The organism is Pantoea sp. SGAir0180 (assembly GCF_043546245.1).
Genome location: NZ_CP028071.1, coordinates 3,199,323 through 3,216,842, shown reverse-complemented (window position 1 = coordinate 3,216,842; position 17,520 = coordinate 3,199,323). Strand labels below are relative to the sequence as shown.

Sequence of the window (17,520 nt, the reverse complement as noted above, 5' to 3'; positions counted from 1 at the left end):
TTGAAATCCTTTCGAATAATCCTGTAATTACGCAGAATGCTTTGCAAATGTGAAGTCTGTTGATGATTACGAAGATGCAGTAAGGCTCCGTTATTACTTTATCCCCCTGTGTCGCCGTGTTCTTGATAATCTGGTATACAGACCCGTAACGTTCTTAACGTCAGGATAAAAATTGAAAGTCAGCGAAGAAACCCTTATGCAGGCCGGTTTCACGTTACGTGAGCTGGGCAGAATAAAAAACATGTCACAACGCTCTGGCGATACACTGGGCGAAGCGATTAACGACCTGGCCCGGCGCTTTATTATTGCTGCTGTCGCCGTGACATTTTGCCTGGTCGTGTTCTTTATCCTGCTTGTTTTTGGATCAGCCCAATCGGTTATCCCGGGTGCTCTCGGTCTGGCCTGTGGCGCTGCCGTTGCAGCATTCTCCCAGCCACCTGTTGTCACTTACAAAGCCTGGCGTTTCAGAAGCGCTCAGCGCGGCTGACCGTGTGGGCAAGCGGTAAATTTTTAGGTACGCGGCTGGTCAGCTCTTTATCACGTCATCACCTGGGGCCAGGTATCGAGAGGCTGTTCTTTATCGGTGCGGCTCTGATGTCTCTGGGCTTTATTGCCACCTTTCAGCAGACAGCATTGAATCTGGCGCTAGCGTTCATCATTGTGGCGGCCATGAGTGATGGCATTGCGGATGTGTGTCTGATTTCACCTATTCAGCGCGAACCGGACACGCTGAGACTGCCGGTCTTTAGCCTGATGACCTTGTTGCAGATGACGGGCTTTGGTGTGGGCATGCTCATAGTTACCCTGTATTATGTATGGCTTGATCCTGAGCTGCTTATTATCATCTTTCATGGTCTTCCGTTGATGATAGTAGGCGGGTTCATGTGGCAAAAGTGATACAGTTAAGGGAAGGGAGATGTGCTAATAAACGACATCACAGATGTTTCCTCCCGCCATCCCGGTATTATATTGCCCACTGCCAATCGTAGGCAGATATTGTGTAAATCAGATAAAAGGATTTTGACCATCGTAGATGATGTTTATCTGATGAAAATGGATATCTTGCAATGAAATAACCTCTGTTACTGGGCTTGTAGAAGAAATAGGGTGAGTTTCAAGATGACGAGGGCTATTGAAAATAAAAACGATACAATACATAGCACTCAAAACATAGCGCTCCGCGCCGAGAAACAATGAGACGTGAGCATCCCTGCCGTTCATAGCATCTTTAGCGTAGGTCAGATAAACCCCACTTTTGGCCTTAGTCCCTCTGCGGTCAGGATTTGGATTCGATGAGATTTTTCTCTGACTTTTTATCGCATCAAATCCTTCCTTAGATGTGTAATGGATGTAAACCGTTTTCCCGTTAAACATGCCATTATCGATGTGCATTTCGAGGCGATGATCTTTACTAAACACAGTTACTACTCCATTAACATTAAAAAATATTAATGCTTGAGGGTAAGGTATAGAATCGTCAGATTCCATTTTTATCAGTCATTTCCGATTTTTTCAGAATTCATCACATCGTATTGCGTGCAGCAAGGCAACGCATTCTCAATGCGAATGGGGGACGCTCTTTTTCCAATGGCAGACTAAAGGCTCCATCCTTAATGACAACCTGCAGTGACGGTCTGCCATGGATTCCTGATTTTTTGTCGACAAGAAAGCGTGTCTTAACGTTTTATATCACCAGGGCAATCCGTTTCACTTTAAAGGTCAACAGCGCATTGGCATTAAATTGTTTCCCCATACCACTCTTTAATCAAAGCGTTAAACCTGATTTGAGTCGCACGTAAATTCTGCTTTATATCTATCTAAATCATTCCTATTAAAGTGTTAAGACGGTTTGTGACGGCACGTAATTGATTTCACCTCAGCGACACCAAAAACCCCACCGCCACCAACGCATAAAACCCCGCACAAATGACATCAAAACTGCGCCGCGCCCGATTGAGATACGTCTCCGCCGTTTGCGAAGCAAAAATCAGCGCATACAGGCTAAATATCATCACCCCGGTCAGTGCGCAGGTGGCAACCAGAACATAGCTCTGCCACTGTGGGGCGCTGCGGGTCAGGCCTACGCTGGTGACGGTGAACCAGGTCAGGGCGGCTTTAGGATTCGTAAGGTGCAACCCCAGGCCTTGCAGATAGTAGCCGCGTAAACGCGTGTGAGAACGGGCGGGACGTGCCGCAAGGTCGCCAGGGCGAAAGGCACTGCGCAGGGCTTTTGACGCCAGCCAGAGCAAATAGGCCGCGCCGAGCAGTTTTAGCCAGACGATAAAACCGTGGAAGGAGACCAAAATCGCAGAGATGCCAAAGGCGGTTAACAGGCCCCAGCACAGGGAGCCGGAGATAACGCCGGTTGCCAGCACCAGTCCGGCCTGACGGCCATCATTCATGGCTGCATTCGCGATGGACAGATTGCCCGGTCCGGGCGAGGCGGTGCCAATGGTGTAAACCAGTAAAGCAGCTAAAAATGAAGACATATCCCACATATCGCATCCCTGACCTGAGAAGAGAATGTATTAACATAACTTTTGTAATTCGCCCGGGCCACTAATATCTGTTGTCGTTCGCACGTCTTAATCTCTCTGTACAGGGTGAGGGCATTTTCCATAGTCTAATCAGTTTTTTGAAGCCCATTTTCACGGGATGGATGCAGTATTCTCTGCGATCAGGAGAAGTGAGAAGCGGCACGCGATGCAGCGTGCCTTCAGCAATACAAAAGAAGTTTTAATGCGATGCCGCCAGCCCGGCCTCTCCTTCATCGACCTCCTTACGCTCCCGAATCAATATCCACAGTGCCGCCGCACCAATAAGGTCAAACACCGCCAGCGCAACGAAGAACGGACCAAAGCCGATAAGGCTGACGAAGGCGCCAATAAACAGGTTAAAGATCAACTGACCGGACCAGGCGCAGGCACCCGCCATACCGACCGCGGTGGCCACCTCGTTTTTTCTGAACAGATCGGCACCCAGGGTGGCGGCTACAGTCGAAAGCAACTGGTGGGAGAAGCCGCCGATGCTGATCAGCAATACGGCCACATAAGGGTTTTCAACGATGCTGACCAGGCCGATAGTGGTCATCAGAATCGCGCCAATCGTAAAGGTAATACGGCGGGAATTAATCAGGCTGGTGCCGCGATCGTTCAGGAACTTCGCAACAAAGCCGCTGGCCAGACAACCCAAATCAGCCATCAGGAAGGGCAGCCAGACGAACATCGCAATCTCTTTCAGGCTGAAGTGCAGGGTTTCAACAAAGAAGATCGGTACCCAGAAGTTAATGGTGCCCCAAGCCGGATCGGCCAGAAACCGTGAGATGCCGATGCCCCAGAAATTACGCTGCTTTAAGATATGAATAACCGAGGTCTTTGCTTTTTTCGTGACATGAAGGTGTTTTTCCTGCCCGCGTTCAATATAGGCGCGTTCCTCTGCCGACAGTCGTTTGGCCTCTTTGGGATCTTTATAAAAGAAGAGCCACACGAAGGCTGCCAGAATCGCCAGTATGCCTGCCACAATGAACGCAAACTGCCAGCTGTGAAACAGGATGCACCAGGCAATCAGCGGCGGTGCCAGCATCGCCCCGAACGACGTGCCCATATTAAATACGCCAGTGGCAATGCCGCGCTCCTTCGCCGGAAACCAGGTGGAGGCGGTTTTGACGCCAGCCGGAATCGCCGAGGCCTCACTGAAGCCCATAATCGCGCGCACCGCCGCCAGGCCCTGCCAGGAGCCCATCAGGGAATGCGCCAGCGTCGCCAGGCCCCAAATCATGGCACAGAGAAAAAAGCCCAGTTTCAGGCCAATGGTGTCAATAAAATAGCCCATGATGGGCTGGCCAATCGTATACGCCAACTGAAAAGCACTGACCACCCAGGAATAGTGCTCCTTACTGATATCCAGTTCTTTCATGATGGTGGGCGCAGCCACACCCAATGCGGTGCGATCGAGGTAATTAATGATCGTAATAAAGCACACCAGGAAAATCATATGCCATCTGTAATGCTTGATCGTTTTCATAAGCAATCCCGTTTTAACCGTCCCAGAATGGTTTCGTAAGATGAATAAGGTGAAGGCGTAATAAAAGCATGAAAATAACATTTCTCCCGTCTCAGTCGGTGCGCGATTCTCTATCAAAAGGGCGAGGTGAAGATGTGAGCAAACCCAATGATTAATGTTTTCTGAATAAGGATCTGTGAATAATGTGAGCGGGTTATCTGGAATGGCGGTGGCAGAATCAACAGGATGCGTTAAAAATTTAAATTTGCTAAGAAATATGGAATTAATTTGCGCTGAAATGATAAAGGGAAAATACGATGTAAAACGTAATAATAAAAATGTGTTTTGTGTTCTCCCGTGTCGTCGAATTTTAAGCAGGAGACGTTGAATAATGAGGGCGGATTGTTATTCATGCCGCTTTCAAAATAACGGCAATACGTAAGACGTCCTGTTAATGAATGTCGATGAACAGCGGGGATATCAGCTGTACTGGCGCATTCACGTATTCATTAAACAGGGCTTTATTTTCACTAAGAGTGAATGAAAATATACAAAACCGTTATAACGGGGAGGGGCGAGAGGATAAAACAGCGTAGTCACTCCGCCTGGCGTTATAAGACGAATCCTGTCAAGGCAGCGCTTGAACCAGCAGGGGTTTCCAGTATGATTTTTAACGTGTCGGGCTCAGGACCGTCTTACCGTAAGGGGGACGCCAGATTTCAGTCAGTGTGGGGTGAGATGAAAATTGCGGTATTCCTGATTGTGTTGTTGGCGGTGTTTATTTTGGTGCCGGATAGCTGGATCCACACCTTACTGATGAGCCACATCACGCTGGCAGGCAATGGCAAAGAGGCGATAGACAGCTATTCCTTTACGCTTAATGCTGTGAAGTTCGCGCTGTCGTTTATTCTGGCTTCGCTGGCTATGCTGGGATGCCCAAAACGCCGACGCTAACCTGTCCTGCCTCACCGAAATCCTCAAACGTGGGTTGAAAGGAGAGACGCCTTAATCCCCCTTGCACGAATCCTCAAAATGCCCTCCCAGTCCTGTCTCGTGACATAAACCTTCGCCGCTTTTCGGCTTTACCGATCTCTCACGTCCGCACGGCCTGTATCGCTGAGATCCCCACTTCACTTCTGTTTGCTTCCGTTTTTCCCAAAGTGCTGAGATCTGCATCACTTACATCCGGCGTGGGCTCACTTAGGCTTTAAGCCCAGGGCGGAGGGACGATGATGTTTCTGGAAGAGCGACGCAATCAGATTTTGCAATGGCTGGACGAACATGAACGCGTCACGGTCAATGGGCTGGCGAACCACTTGAATGTAACGCGTGAAACCATTCGCACCGATCTGCGCGCGCTGGCAGAACAGGGGCTGGTGCAGCGCTGCTATGGCGGGGCCATTGCGCGTCGTCGCAATTTGCAGGAAAAACTGATCAGCGAAAGCAGCCACTTTGACGTCCTGTTGCAGCGGTTAGCGGCGCGCAAAACCACGGTAAAAACGGCGAGCAGGCAGGGCAAGGTCTGTATCCTCGGGGCATTTAATGTCGATATCGTGGCGAAAGTCGCGCGTTTCCCTCAAAGCGGTGAATCGCTGATGGCGCAGGGCAGCACCCTGGGGCCGGGCGGCAAAGGGGCCAACCAGGCGATGGCCGCCAGTTGTGCCGGGGCTCGCGTTCATTTCGTTGCCAAAGTCGGCACCGACTCGTTCAGCCAGTTTGCCTTCAATCACCTCGCTTCATCAGGCATTCACTCTTTTCGTTTATACCAGACCGATACCGAACCCACGGGGAGCGCCATCATTTATGTCTCACAGGACAATGGCGAGAACATGATTGCGATCTATTCCGGGGCGAACACCACGTTAACGGATGCGGAAATCGCGGAAATGACCCACGAACTCGCCGATGCGCAGGTCATGTTGCTGCAACTGGAAAATAACTTCCCGGCCACACAGAGTGCCATCCGCCTGGCACATGCGTTGGGCGTGCGCATCATCATGAATCCCGCGCCGTTTTCAGCAGACGTCGTCAGTTGTCTTCCTCTGATCGATGTCCTCACGCCGAATGAAACGGAAGCGTCACGCCTGTCGGGCATAGATATCCGTGACATGGACAGCGCACGCAAGGCCGCACAGGCGATTGTGGCGCAGGGTGCCTGGCGGGTGATTATCACGATGGGAGCGCGCGGCGCGCTGCTGCTTGATGAGGGGCAGTTTCATGTTATCCCGGCCTTTCCGGCGCTGAGCGTAGATACCACCGGCGCAGGCGATGCCTTTAACGGGGCGCTGGCCGCTGCACTGGCACAGGGACAGCCTTTACTGCAGGCCGCTACCTGGGCCTCGGCTTTTGCATCACTGGCTGTAGAACGGGAGGGCGCAAGCAATATGCCCGCCCGGCATCAGGTCGTGACCCGACTCAACCAACGATAACCCAACCTGGCGCGTGCGCGCTTGCAGGAGAAACCATGAAAAAGATCGAAGGGATTGTGCCCGTCATGTTAACCCCTTTCACGCCGGATAATCACATCGATTACCCTGGCCTGACACGGCTGATTAACTGGTATCTGTCGCAGGGCGTGGACGCGCTGTTCGCAGTGTGTCAGTCCAGTGAGATGCAGTATCTCAGTCTGGATGAGCGCGTGGCGCTGGCGCGTTTCGTTATGGAACAGGTTAGGGGCTGCGTGCCGGTGATTGCCTCCGGGCACATCAGTGACGGACTGGACGAACAGATCCAGGAACTGCAGGCGATGGCGCAGACGGGCATTGATGCGCTGGTCCTGGTGACCAACCACCTGGATCCTCAGAACCAGGGTGAGCAGGCGTTTTATGATCACTTGCATCCGCTGCTGGATGCGCTACCTGCCGATCTGCCTTTAGGGCTGTACGAGTGCCCGGCGCCGTATCGCCGCTTGCTCAGCGATGACGAATTCCGTTTTTGTGCCAACAGCGGACGCTTTGTGGTGCTGAAAGACGTGAGCTGCGATCTGCCGACGGTTGCGCGTCGTGTCGCGCTGGCAGAGGGCACGCCGTTGGCGGTGATCAACGCGAATGCGGCTATTGCCTGGCCCGCCATGCAGGCGGGCTCGCGGGGGTTCAGCGGTGTGTTCACTAACTTTCATCCCGGTCTGTACAGCTGGCTCTATCACCAGGGCGCACAGCAGCCTGAAAACGCGCACGAGCTGTCGCTGTTCCTGTCACTCAGTGCGGTCACCGAAACGCTGGGCTATCCCAAAAACGCCAAAATTTATCACCAGCGTCTGGGGACGTTCGGCAGTGAGCACTGCCGGGTAAACGGGGACAACGTGCTGGAGAAATTCTGGGGCCTCAATGTGCTGCTCGATCAGATTCGTGATGGCAGCACGCTGTGGCAGCAACGTCTTGGCTAAAAAAGGACATCGTCTGTCCTTGCGCTGTTTCAACGCCGATTAATCACACGGGGAAAGAACATGATTGTATGTGATCTTCACGACTGGGCGCGCGAGCGCCATGCGTTTCATCCCATCGTTGACCAGGCGATTCGCTGGATTACCGACAACGATCTCAGCCAGATGGCAACCGGGAAATACGCCATACTGCCTGACGACCAGATGTTCTGCCTGCTTCAGGAGATGGAGACAGAACCTGCCAGCGTCCGTCGCGCAGAATCCCATTTTCGCTATGTCGATATTCAGTACCTGCTTGCCGGGTGCGAAACCATTGGCGTCGCACGTGCCCATCCAGACCTGGTGATAGCGGAAGACCGACGCGAGGAACACGACGTGGTGTTTTATCAGGGCATCACGGATGAAAGCCGCATTACGCTGACCCCCGGCCAGTTTGCGCTGTTTTTCCCACACGATCTGCACCGGCCCGGTTGCGCCGCGCCGCGCGCGCAGGCCATCCGTAAAGCGGTCATTAAAATCCATCTTGATCTGTTTGCTGTGCAGGAGGCGCCATGAAGCTGGCTGAAACAATGGCGCAGTCGACGGTCAGTCATGGAAACGTGACGCTGAAAAGCCGGCTCCGCTGGGGCATTGTCACGTTGCTGCTGCTGGCGGCGATAGTGAACTATCTCGACCGCGCCAATCTGAGCATTGCCAACACGACAATCGCCGCAGAGTTTGGCTTTTCACAAACGGAGATGGGACTGCTGCTGTCGGCGTTTCTGTGGCCGTATGCGCTGGCGAACCTGCCTGCGGGCTGGCTGGTGGATAAGCTGGGGCCGAAACGGATGTTCTCCTGGGCACTGGGGCTGTGGTCTGGCTTTACCGTGCTGACGGCATTTGCCAACAGTTACAGCTATTTCTATGGTCTGCGTATGCTGCTGGGCGTGTCAGAATCGCCTTTTTTCACCTCTGGCATCAAAATCACCCATCGCTGGTTTGGCGACAGTGAACGCGGCTTACCCACGGCCATCATCAACACGGGCTCCCAAATCGCCAATGCGATAGCGCCGCCGATTCTCACGGTGCTGTTGCTGACGCTGGGCTGGCGCGGCATGTTTATCGCGATTGGCGTAATGGGCTTGCCGTTACTTCTGGCCTGGTGGCGGTTTTACCGCGATCCCGATGCCCGGGAAGAGGCTCTGCTTCATGGTGGCCAGCCCCACCGCGCCTCCCCCGAGGCGAAAACACCGGCTCGCTGGGGCGCGCTGTTCCGTCACAGCACCACCTGGTTCATGGTCATTGGGAATTTCTCGATTATGTTCACGATCTGGGTGTATCTCACCTGGCTACCGGGCTATCTGGAAAAATCGCTGGGCTTTAGCCTGAAAGCCACGGGCTGGATTGCCTCAATTCCTTTTCTGGCCGGTATACTGGGCGTGCTGGTGGGCGGAATGCTCTCGGACAATCTGGTGCGGCGGGGCGTTAAGGCCATCACCGCGCGCAAAGTGCCCATCGTCTCCGGCGCGGCACTGGCCGCCTGCTTCGTAGCCCCCATCCCGTTTGTGAACAGTACGCCGCTGGCGATTGGCTTGTTGGCGCTGGGCTATTTCTTCTCGCAGATGCCGCAGGGCGCACTCTGGACACTGGCCAGTGATATTGCTCCGAGATCGCAGGTCGCCTCCTTAGGCGCTATCCAGAATTTTGGCGGATTCCTCGGCGCGGCAATGGCGCCCATCGTGACGGGCATCATTCTGGACAGCACGGGGAAATTCACCAATGTGTTTTTGCTGGGGGCGGCGTTGTTAATGCTGGGCGCGCTGAGCTACGGGTTATGTGTTCGTAAACCTCTTCAGGCGACGTAAACCATCAGGCTCAGGCCAGGATGATTCACCTGTCACAACTGACGGTCACAGACCGTCAGGTCTTGCCATTGATCAGGCAGCGTGATGAGGACGCAGGCGGAAATAACCGGCGGAGAGGTCGCCGGGGTATTTCGCATCTGGCTGATCCTTATTAAATGAAAAAGCCGTTGGGCTATTTCCGCGCTTTTTAGCAATGACGGGCAATAACGCCCTGATAAAGACACAATATTCCCCAGTGCTATTTTCTGTCGGATGAATTGTCCACCCGATAACGTTGCCTGCGCGCAGTAAACCGGCTTCCGGATTAAGTGAGAAAGACGCAAGATCGCCCGACAGCCTCAGCGCGTGGATACCGGCAGTACCTACGGGGGAAACGAGTACGGCTGAGTTGGCGCAGTGCGCTGTCACTCTCCGGGCGCAGGCAAACAGGCTCGTCTCCTGTCTCGGGACATTGTCATAATCACGCGGTGAGGCGCGGCTGGCAGAAAACATCCCGCCGCACGTAATTACAGCAGAACCCCAATCCGCCTATTCGCTTCTTTAATTAATTTTGTTGAAGTGAAAGAGTAAATATAAGACCATTGCGGCCGTTTATCGGGCCATCAGCCAACACTGGTTGCGTTTAATTTAACGCAAATAAGTCCTGCATGGTAATAATGATAATTATTTTCACGCTAATGATTTTGTTCTTATTAACTTCACACAGACAGGTATGTTGAATGAAAAAGTATATGAAGTGGTTCGCCGCGATAGCGGTTGTGAGTGCGTTATCAGGCTGTGCCCGTACGGCACCAATTGCCCAGATTCACACCACGCTGGCGGCAGGCTACACGCAGGAACAGGTTAAAACCGCGATTTTGAAAGCGGGCGCACTGCGCCAGTGGACCATGACGCAGGCCGGTCCGGACGTCATCAACGCGAGTCACCAGAGCCGTGATCACAGAGCCGAAGTGCGCATTAACTACTCGGCGGGTGGTTATGACATTACCTATGCGCGCAGCAATAACCTGATGGCATCAGGCGGCGAGATCCATAAAACCTATAACCGCTGGGTACAAACCCTGGATAACGACATCAAGGCCACGCTGTCGGCAGGCGCAAAACCGTAATTATTTTTAAAGTCGGGCCCGTCATGGCCCGATAAACCTATTTTGACTCAGCAGGTTTTCCCGCTTATGTACGAAACGGATACGCTCAGTGCCCTGGATGCCATTACGGAAGCGCAACGCATTGCGTTTGCGCCCATGCTTTTTCAGGCGGCGCTGTGTCTGCGTAATACCGGTGTACTTGCGTATCTGGATAAACAGGGGAAAACCGGTGCTACGCTGGACGCCATTGCGGAAAACAGCAGCATCAATGTCTATGCCGTGGGCGTGATGCTGGATATGGGGTTGAGTGGGCGCATCGTCACCCAGCAGGACGGACGCTATGTTCTGGCGAAAGTGGGGCATTATCTGCTGCATGACGCGATGACGCGCGTGAATATGGATTTCACCCAGGACGTTTGTTATCAGGGGCTGTTCCATCTTCAGGCGTCGCTGGAAACCGGCAAACCTGCGGGGTTACAGGTGTTTGGCGACTGGCCAACGATTTATCCGGGGTTGTCACAGCTTCCTGAGGCCGCGCGGAACAGTTGGTTTGCCTTCGACCACTATTACTCGGACAGCGCGTTTCACGCCGCACTCCCGTATGTGTTCGCCAGCCGTCCTGCCGCCATCAACGATGTGGGCGGCAATACGGGTAAATGGGCAATACGGTGCTGTGAATACAACCGTGACGTCGCGGTCACCCTGATTGATTTGCCACAACAAATTGCGCTGGCCCGTGAAAATATCGAAAATGCAGGCTTTTCTCATCGCATCGCTTTCCATGAAGCAGATATGCTTGCCGACGCGTCGTTACCGGCAGAGGCGGATATCTGGTGGATGAGTCAGTTTCTGGACTGTTTTTCACCGGCGCAGATCGTCGCCGTACTGAGCAAGGTTGCCCGCGTCATGAAACCCGGCGCAACGCTGTTCATCATGGAACTGTTTTGGGATGCACAGAAGTTTGAAGCGGCCTCATTTAGTCTCAATGCGTCTTCGCTTTATTTCACCTGTACGGCAAACGGCAACAGCCGGTTCTACAGCGTAGAAACGTTTTATGACTGCCTGGAGAAGGCAGGGTTCCAGGTGGATGAACGTCATGACAACCTGGGCGTTGGGCATACGTTGTTGCAGTGTCAAAAAAATAACAAAGCGGCGTAAAGCGCCCTGAGTATCACCTGAATATCGCGGACGCGCGTTGATGAAATTTGCATTAAACATTATTGACTGGCAGGCCAGGGCCCCAGGATTAAGCGAAACACCACAGTGGCTCGACTGGGCACGGCTGTCGCTCGCCATCGATCCGGCCGCGCCGCAGGCGAAGCTGAGAGAACTGCCGATGATGACCGCGCGTCGCCTCAGTTCGGGCAGCAAGCTGGCTGTGGAATGTGGATTAGCCATGCTGCGACAGCATGAGATTGATGCCGTGCTGTATACCAGCCGTCACGGTGAGCTGGAACGCAACTTCCGAATTTTGCAGGCCCTGGCGACAGGACAGGCGCTGTCGCCCACCGATTTTGCCCTGTCCGTTCATAACTCCGCCGTGGGCAGCCTGACCATTGCCGCCCGGAAACCTGTTGTTTCCTCTTCGCTCTCTGCGGGAAAAGACACGTTTCAGCAGGGGCTGTGTGAGGTGATCTGTCTGCTGCAGGCAGGCTATCAGCGCGTGCTGATGGTGGATTTCGACGGCACCATGCCTGAATTTTATCTTCCGCAACTGCCGAACCCCATGGCGACATGGCCCTTTGCCGTGGCGCTGGTGATTGAAGCCGGCCAGGCCCTGCAGTGCGAAACGCGGCCACAGCAGACAGGGCAGGACAGCGCCTTGCCGCAGAGTCTGCAGTTTTTACAACATTACCTGAACGATGACGCCACCTTTGCCTTAGCGGGCGAGCGCATGCAGTGGCAGTGGAGACGGGCATGAGCAGGCTTTTCGCGGTGGTAAACCGGGCATGGCGGCTGGTGATGACCGGCTTCTGTTTTGCTCTGTTCGGACTGGGTGGACTGCTGCTTTCTGTGGTGTGGTTTAACCTGCTGCTGCTGGTGGTATGGGACAAAGGCCGTCGCCGCCGTATCGCCCGATGCAGCATTGCCGCCAGCTTTCGTTTCTTTTTATGGGTGGCAAAAGGCGTCGGCGTACTGGATTACCGCATGCGCGGGCTTGAGCATCTGCGCCAGGATCGCGGCTGCCTGGTGGTGGCGAACCATCCGACGCTGATCGACTACGTGCTGCTGGCCTCGGTCATGCCGGAAACCGACTGCCTGGTCAAGAGCGCGCTGCTGAAAAACCCGTTTGTGGGCGGCGTGATTCGGGCGGCGGATTATTTGATCAACAGTCAGGCGGATGCCCTGTTGCCTGCCTGTCGGCAGCGCCTGGCGCAGGGCGACACGATTTTGATCTTCCCCGAAGGTACGCGGACCAGCCCGGATAAACCGATGACGTTACAGCGAGGCGCGGCCAATATTGCCGTGCGCTGCGGCAGCGATTTACGTGTGGTGATCATTCACTGCAGCGAGCATCTGCTGGATAAGCAGAGCAAATGGTATAACGTGCCGCCCGCCAAACCGCTGTTTAGCGTTGAGGTGCGGGAGCAGATAGCAATCGACTCATTTTACACAGCAAACTCACAAGAACCGGCACTGGCGGCAAGGCAGTTGAACCGGCATCTTTTGCTTCAATTACAACCAGGTTCTCCACCCTTTTCAGGAATGAATGATGCAAGCGCTTTACCTTGAAATCAAAAATCTCATTATCAACACGCTGAATCTCGACGAGCTGACTGCCGACGATATCGATGCAGAGGCACCGCTCTTTGGTGATGGCTTAGGCCTGGATTCCATCGATGCACTCGAACTGGGCCTGGCGGTAAAAAATGCGTACGGCGTGGTGCTGTCGGCTGAAAGTGAAGAGATGCGTCAGCACTTTTTCTCCGTTGCCACGCTGGCAGCGTTCATCGACGCGCAACGTGCCTGAGGAGCCGCCAGAATGACAGAACAAAACGCTATTTATGAAGAAGTTTCCGCCCTGTTGGTGAAGCTGTTTGAAACGGATCCGGAGGCGATTACGCCCCAGGCGCGGCTGTACGAAGATCTGGAACTGGACAGCATCGACGCGGTCGACATGATCGTCCATCTGCAAAAGAAAACCGGTAAGAAAATCAAACCGGAAGAGTTTAAAGCCGTGCGTACCGTGCAGGATGTGGTTGACGCGGTAGAACGCCTGCTAAAAGAAGCCTGAGTCGCGATGGCCAGCGAACGCACGCTGCCCGTTCTCACGTTGCTGACAGGCTTACTGCTGGTGGCGTGGCCTTTTTTGATCAGCGTAGGGCTGGCGCATCACAGCCTGCACTGGCTGTTGCCCCTGATGGCGCTGCTGCTGCTTTCACGGCTGTATCAGAGCCGCCGTCGCGCCGGGCCGATGCGTGCGATCACCCAGACTGTCGCGGTGGCAGGCATTGCCCTGTGTGCGGCCAGCGCTCTGCTGAAAACGCATCAGCTCCTGCTTTTCTACCCGGTGGTGGTGAACGGCGTCATGCTGGCGGTGTTTGGCGGATCGCTCTGGTCAGCCATGCCGCTGGTCGAGCGACTCGCCAGGGTAACGGAGCCGAATCTGCCTGAAAAGGGCGTGCGTTATACCCGGCGCGTGACGCAAATCTGGTGCCTCTTTTTTATCCTCAACGGCAGCATTGCGCTGTGGACGGCGCTGCACGGGGATATGCGGTTATGGACGGCCTGGAACGGTATGATCGCCTATCTGCTGATGGGCACGCTGATGGCGGGCGAGTGGCTGGTACGCCGTAAGTTGATGAAACGAGAACGATAATGACGCAGACTCTTCCCCTGTCTCAGTGGCTCAGCGCTCCGCGCCCGTCTGATCTGCCCGTCGCCTGGCTGGACGATCGTACCTGGACGCTCGGCCATCTGCGGCAGGACGTTGCCCGCCTGGTTCATTTACTGCAGCAGCAGGAAGGTGACCGCTGGGCACTGTGCTTTGAGGACAGCTATCTGTTTATTGTTGCCCTGCTGGCGACCCTGCACGCAGGCAAAACGCCGGTCATACCCGGCCACTGCCGCATGGCGTTACTCGATGAGCAGCGCGCATTGTTTGATGGCGTACTGAGTGAAAAAACGTTGGGCTGGCAGGGACCGTTGCTGGTGATCAGCGCGTCCATGACCGCCACCGCAGCGACAGAGACGTTGCCGCCAATCCGCGACGATGCCGCCATTGAACTGTTTACCTCCGGCTCCACCGGACAGCCCAAACGGGTGCGTAAGGCGGTGAAACGCCTTGATGACGAAGCGGCCTTGCTGGCGGCGCAGTTTGGTGAACGCCTGGCCGGCTGCCGGATCGTGGCTTCTGTTGTCCCGCAGCATCAGTACGGCCTGTCATTTCGTATCATGCTGCCGATGGCGCTCGGGCTGCCGCTGCATGCGGCAATGCTCTGGTACGCCGAGCAGCTAAGCGCGCTGAGTCATGATTATCGCTATGCTTTTATCAGCAGCCCGGCCTTCCTGAAACGGCTGGATCCTCAGTTGACGCCGCCACCGGTGGCGATGGTGCTGTCCGCGGGCGGCATGTTACCCTGGCAGGATGTCGTGCAGGCCGCCGAGTGGCTACAGATCTGGCCCGACGAGATCTATGGCAGTACCGAAACCGGCATTCTGGCCTGGCGTTACCGCCAGCAGGAGGCGGTGCGCTGGCAACCCTTTCGTGGCGTGCGCTTTCATCAGCAGGACGAGACATTACGTGTGTTTTCGCCGCTGATTACAGAAGAAGAGGGCATAACGCTCGACGATATTCTGCGTTTCGAGGAAGACGGTCAGTTCAGCCTGACGGGCCGTCGTGGCCGGGTCGTGAAAATTGAAGAGAAGCGCATTTCACTCAGTGAGGTCGAACAGCGCCTGCTGAGTCTGCCGGGAGTCCGCGAGGCGGCGGCGGTGCCGGTGTTACGGCATGGACGGCAGGCCATTGGGGCGCTGCTGGTACTGGATGCAGCGGCGCGCCAGCACTGGCAGCGTGAGCCGTCGAAGCAGCAGGAACTGGCCTGGCGGCGGGCGCTGCAGCCCTGGCTGGAGCCGGTTGCCGTGCCGCGTTACTGGCGCGTCATTGACGCGATCCCGGTTAACAGTATGAACAAGCGTGTTTATGCGCAGCTACAGGAGTGGTTTCGTGAAACCCCATGAAATTGAGCGCCATCAGTCGCAGCCCGATCAGGCTGAGATTGTGTTACACCTTGATCCGTCACTGTTCTGGTTTAAAGGACATTTTGCCGTGAAGCCGCTGTTGCCCGGCGTGGCACAGATGGACTGGGTCATGCATTACGCCACCACGCTGCTGGTGCCCGGCTGGCGTTTTCACAGCATTCAGAACGTGAAGTTTCAGTCGCCGCTGCTGCCGGACAGCACCGTGACGCTCGCGCTTAGCTGGCAGGACGCGCGCCAGATGCTGAGTTTCAGCTATCAGCGTCACGCCGGTGACGCGCGCCATACCGCCAGCAGCGGTAAGATCCGGTTATGTCGCTGACCTTTTCCCCCTGCATCCTGATTCCCTGCTATAACCACGGTGCGATGATCGCCACGGTGCTGACGCGCCTGGCACCGTTCGGCCTGCCGTGCATCCTGGTCGACGACGGCAGCGATGCCGCAACCCAGACGGTGCTGGATCGGCTGGCGGCTGAAAACAGCATGCTGACGCTGGTGCGCCTGGCGGAAAACGCCGGTAAAGGGGCAGCGGTTATGCACGGGATGCAGATCGCGGCGCAGGCCGGTTTTACCCATGCGGTGCAGGTGGATGCGGACGGGCAGCATGCGATTGAGGATATTCCTGCGCTGCTGGCGCTGGCGCAACAGCATCCCGAGGCGCTGATTTCCGGGCAGCCCGTCTATGATGCGTCAATTCCGCGCTCGCGCCTGTATGGTCGCTGGATTACCCACGTCTGGGTATGGATCGAAACGCTGTCCCTGCAGTTAAAAGACAGCATGTGCGGCTTTCGCGTGTATCCCATCGCACCCACCTTACAGTTGGCACAGCATGCCACCCTCGGCAGGCGCATGGATTTCGATACCGAAGTGATGGTGCGGCTCTACTGGCAGGGCCATCCCAGCTACTTTGTGCCCACCCGCGTGACTTATCCTCAGGACGGCCTGTCGCATTTTGATGCCTTCAAAGATAACGTGCGCATTTCCCTGATGCACACGCGACTGTTTTTCGGCATGTTGCCGCGGATTCCTTCCCTGTTGGGCCGCCGTTCTCCGCAGCACTGGGCGCGGCAGAAAGAGGTCAAAGGGCTGTGGGGGATGCGACTGATGCTGCTGGTCTGGCGCGTACTGGGCCGCAGGGCGTTTACGCTGTTGCTGTATCCGGTCGTCGGTGTGTACTGGCTGACAGCCACCACCGCGCGTCACGCCTCACAGCACTGGCTCGCGCGTGTGCGTGAGCAACTGCGTGTGCGGCAGAAACCGGTGCCCGCCAACCTGACCAGCTACCAACACTTCCTGCGTTTTGGTCAGGTGATGCTGGATAAGATTGCCAGCTGGCGCGGCGAGCTGCACGTTGGGCGCGATATTACCTTTGCCCCCGGCGCTGAAGCGTTGCTCGATCTGCGTAATCCGCAGGGCAAACTTCTGCTGGCCTCGCATCTGGGCGATGTGGAAGCCTGTCGGGCGCTGGCGCAACTGAACAGCAGTAAAGTCATTAATGCGCTGGTGTTCAGCGACAACGCAAAGCGTTTTAAGCAAATCATGGAAGAGATGGCCCCGCAGGCAGGCCTGAACCTGATGCCGGTGACCGATATCGGCCCGGATACCGCGATGTTGCTGAAAGAAAAGCTGGATCGCGGCGAGTGGATCGCGATTGTGGGCGACCGCATTGCGGTCAACCCGCAGCGCGGCGGGGAATGGCGCATTTGCTGGAGCCGGTTTATGGGCCAACCCGCACCGTTCCCGCAGGGGCCATTTATTCTGGCGTCGATTCTGCGCTGTCCGGTCGATCTGATTTTCGCGCTGCGTCAGCAGGGCAAACTGCATATTCACTGCGAGCCGTTCGCCGATCCGCTGTTGCTGCCGCGCGACGACCGGCAAAATGCGCTGCAGCAGACTATCGATCGCTATGCTGAACGTCTTGAGCATTACGCACTCCAGTCGCCGCTCGACTGGTTTAACTTTTTCGATTTCTGGCAACTGCCGGATAGCAAAGACAAGGAGTGAA

General features: G+C 55.3%; 21 protein-coding genes. 17 read left to right on the top strand and 4 right to left on the bottom strand.

Going from position 1 to position 17,520, the window contains the following annotated elements; genetic code table 11:
- Positions 1–172 precede the first annotated feature (172 nt).
- Positions 173–487: a hypothetical protein gene (locus C1N58_RS15170; protein WP_394551564.1), complete on the top strand. Its 315-nt coding sequence runs from the start codon at positions 173–175 to the stop codon at positions 485–487.
- Positions 488–489: 2 nt separating this feature from the next.
- Positions 490–897, top strand: a complete 408-nt coding sequence (locus C1N58_RS15165) for an MFS transporter (RefSeq protein ID WP_394551562.1) — start codon at positions 490–492, stop codon at positions 895–897.
- Between the two features lie 108 nt (positions 898–1,005).
- On the opposite strand, the gene C1N58_RS15160 is transcribed toward C1N58_RS15165, so the two are convergent.
- The 3 genes from C1N58_RS15160 to C1N58_RS15150 form a co-directional block, all read right to left on the bottom strand.
- On the bottom strand, positions 1,006–1,488 hold the full coding sequence (locus tag C1N58_RS15160; RefSeq protein WP_152998366.1) for a hypothetical protein: 483 nt from the start codon (positions 1,486–1,488) through the stop codon (positions 1,006–1,008).
- A 383-nt stretch (positions 1,489–1,871) separates the two neighbouring features.
- The gene (locus C1N58_RS15155; protein WP_394549964.1) at positions 1,872–2,498 is read right to left on the bottom strand and encodes a LysE family translocator; all 627 of its coding nucleotides are present in this window, start codon (positions 2,496–2,498) and stop codon (positions 1,872–1,874) included.
- 238 nt (positions 2,499–2,736) lie between these two features.
- Positions 2,737–4,023, bottom strand: a complete 1,287-nt coding sequence (locus tag C1N58_RS15150; protein ID WP_394549963.1) for an MFS transporter — start codon at positions 4,021–4,023, stop codon at positions 2,737–2,739.
- 717 nt (positions 4,024–4,740) lie between these two features.
- Here C1N58_RS15150 and C1N58_RS15145 point away from each other — a divergent pair.
- From C1N58_RS15145 to C1N58_RS15125, 5 genes are all read left to right on the top strand, one after another.
- Positions 4,741–4,956, top strand: a complete 216-nt coding sequence (locus C1N58_RS15145; RefSeq protein WP_394549962.1) for a hypothetical protein — start codon at positions 4,741–4,743, stop codon at positions 4,954–4,956.
- A 278-nt stretch (positions 4,957–5,234) separates the two neighbouring features.
- Positions 5,235–6,431: a PfkB family carbohydrate kinase gene (locus C1N58_RS15140; RefSeq protein WP_394550899.1), complete on the top strand. Its 1,197-nt coding sequence runs from the start codon at positions 5,235–5,237 to the stop codon at positions 6,429–6,431.
- A 35-nt stretch (positions 6,432–6,466) separates the two neighbouring features.
- Positions 6,467–7,387 carry a dihydrodipicolinate synthase family protein gene (locus C1N58_RS15135; protein WP_394549961.1) on the top strand — a complete coding sequence of 307 codons (921 nt, stop codon included), beginning with the start codon at positions 6,467–6,469 and terminating at the stop codon, positions 7,385–7,387.
- A 60-nt stretch (positions 7,388–7,447) separates the two neighbouring features.
- Entirely contained in the window at positions 7,448–7,939 is a 492-nt protein-coding gene (locus tag C1N58_RS15130; RefSeq protein WP_394549960.1) for a YhcH/YjgK/YiaL family protein, read from the top strand.
- On the top strand, positions 7,936–9,228 hold the full coding sequence (locus tag C1N58_RS15125) for an MFS transporter (RefSeq protein WP_394549959.1): 1,293 nt from the start codon (positions 7,936–7,938) through the stop codon (positions 9,226–9,228). Before C1N58_RS15130 ends, C1N58_RS15125 begins: the two co-directional genes overlap by 4 nt.
- A 72-nt stretch (positions 9,229–9,300) precedes the next feature.
- Here C1N58_RS15125 and C1N58_RS15120 read toward each other — a convergent pair whose 3' ends face one another.
- Positions 9,301–9,720 carry a hypothetical protein gene (locus C1N58_RS15120; protein WP_394549958.1) on the bottom strand — a complete coding sequence of 140 codons (420 nt, stop codon included), beginning with the start codon at positions 9,718–9,720 and terminating at the stop codon, positions 9,301–9,303.
- A 227-nt stretch (positions 9,721–9,947) separates the two neighbouring features.
- Between C1N58_RS15120 and C1N58_RS15115 the strand changes: the two genes are divergently transcribed.
- From C1N58_RS15115 to C1N58_RS15070, 10 genes are all read left to right on the top strand, one after another.
- Positions 9,948–10,337, top strand: a complete 390-nt coding sequence (locus C1N58_RS15115) for a lipoprotein (RefSeq protein ID WP_058702135.1) — start codon at positions 9,948–9,950, stop codon at positions 10,335–10,337.
- Positions 10,338–10,403: 66 nt separating this feature from the next.
- On the top strand, positions 10,404–11,474 hold the full coding sequence (locus tag C1N58_RS15110) for a class I SAM-dependent methyltransferase (protein ID WP_394549957.1): 1,071 nt from the start codon (positions 10,404–10,406) through the stop codon (positions 11,472–11,474).
- A 40-nt stretch (positions 11,475–11,514) separates the two neighbouring features.
- Complete coding sequence (locus tag C1N58_RS15105; protein WP_058702133.1) at positions 11,515–12,237, top strand: beta-ketoacyl synthase chain length factor; 723 nt, start codon at positions 11,515–11,517, stop codon at positions 12,235–12,237.
- Positions 12,216–13,049: a lysophospholipid acyltransferase family protein gene (locus tag C1N58_RS15100; RefSeq protein WP_394564300.1), complete on the top strand. Its 834-nt coding sequence runs from the start codon at positions 12,216–12,218 to the stop codon at positions 13,047–13,049. Before C1N58_RS15105 ends, C1N58_RS15100 begins: the two co-directional genes overlap by 22 nt.
- Entirely contained in the window at positions 13,030–13,287 is a 258-nt protein-coding gene (locus C1N58_RS15095) for a phosphopantetheine-binding protein (RefSeq protein WP_039338834.1), read from the top strand. Before C1N58_RS15100 ends, C1N58_RS15095 begins: the two co-directional genes overlap by 20 nt.
- Positions 13,288–13,299: 12 nt before the next feature.
- Positions 13,300–13,551 carry an acyl carrier protein gene (locus C1N58_RS15090; RefSeq protein WP_039338833.1) on the top strand — a complete coding sequence of 84 codons (252 nt, stop codon included), beginning with the start codon at positions 13,300–13,302 and terminating at the stop codon, positions 13,549–13,551.
- A 6-nt stretch (positions 13,552–13,557) separates the two neighbouring features.
- Complete coding sequence (locus tag C1N58_RS15085; protein ID WP_394564299.1) at positions 13,558–14,136, top strand: COG4648 family protein; 579 nt, start codon at positions 13,558–13,560, stop codon at positions 14,134–14,136.
- Positions 14,136–15,497 carry an AMP-binding protein gene (locus tag C1N58_RS15080; protein WP_394564298.1) on the top strand — a complete coding sequence of 454 codons (1,362 nt, stop codon included), beginning with the start codon at positions 14,136–14,138 and terminating at the stop codon, positions 15,495–15,497. Before C1N58_RS15085 ends, C1N58_RS15080 begins: the two co-directional genes overlap by 1 nt.
- Entirely contained in the window at positions 15,484–15,837 is a 354-nt protein-coding gene (locus C1N58_RS15075) for an ApeI family dehydratase (protein ID WP_394564297.1), read from the top strand. The genes C1N58_RS15080 and C1N58_RS15075 overlap by 14 nt, the downstream gene beginning before the upstream one ends.
- On the top strand, positions 15,828–17,519 hold the full coding sequence (locus C1N58_RS15070) for a glycosyltransferase family 2 protein (protein ID WP_394564296.1): 1,692 nt from the start codon (positions 15,828–15,830) through the stop codon (positions 17,517–17,519). The genes C1N58_RS15075 and C1N58_RS15070 overlap by 10 nt, the downstream gene beginning before the upstream one ends.
- The last annotated feature ends 1 nt before the right edge of the window (position 17,520 follow it).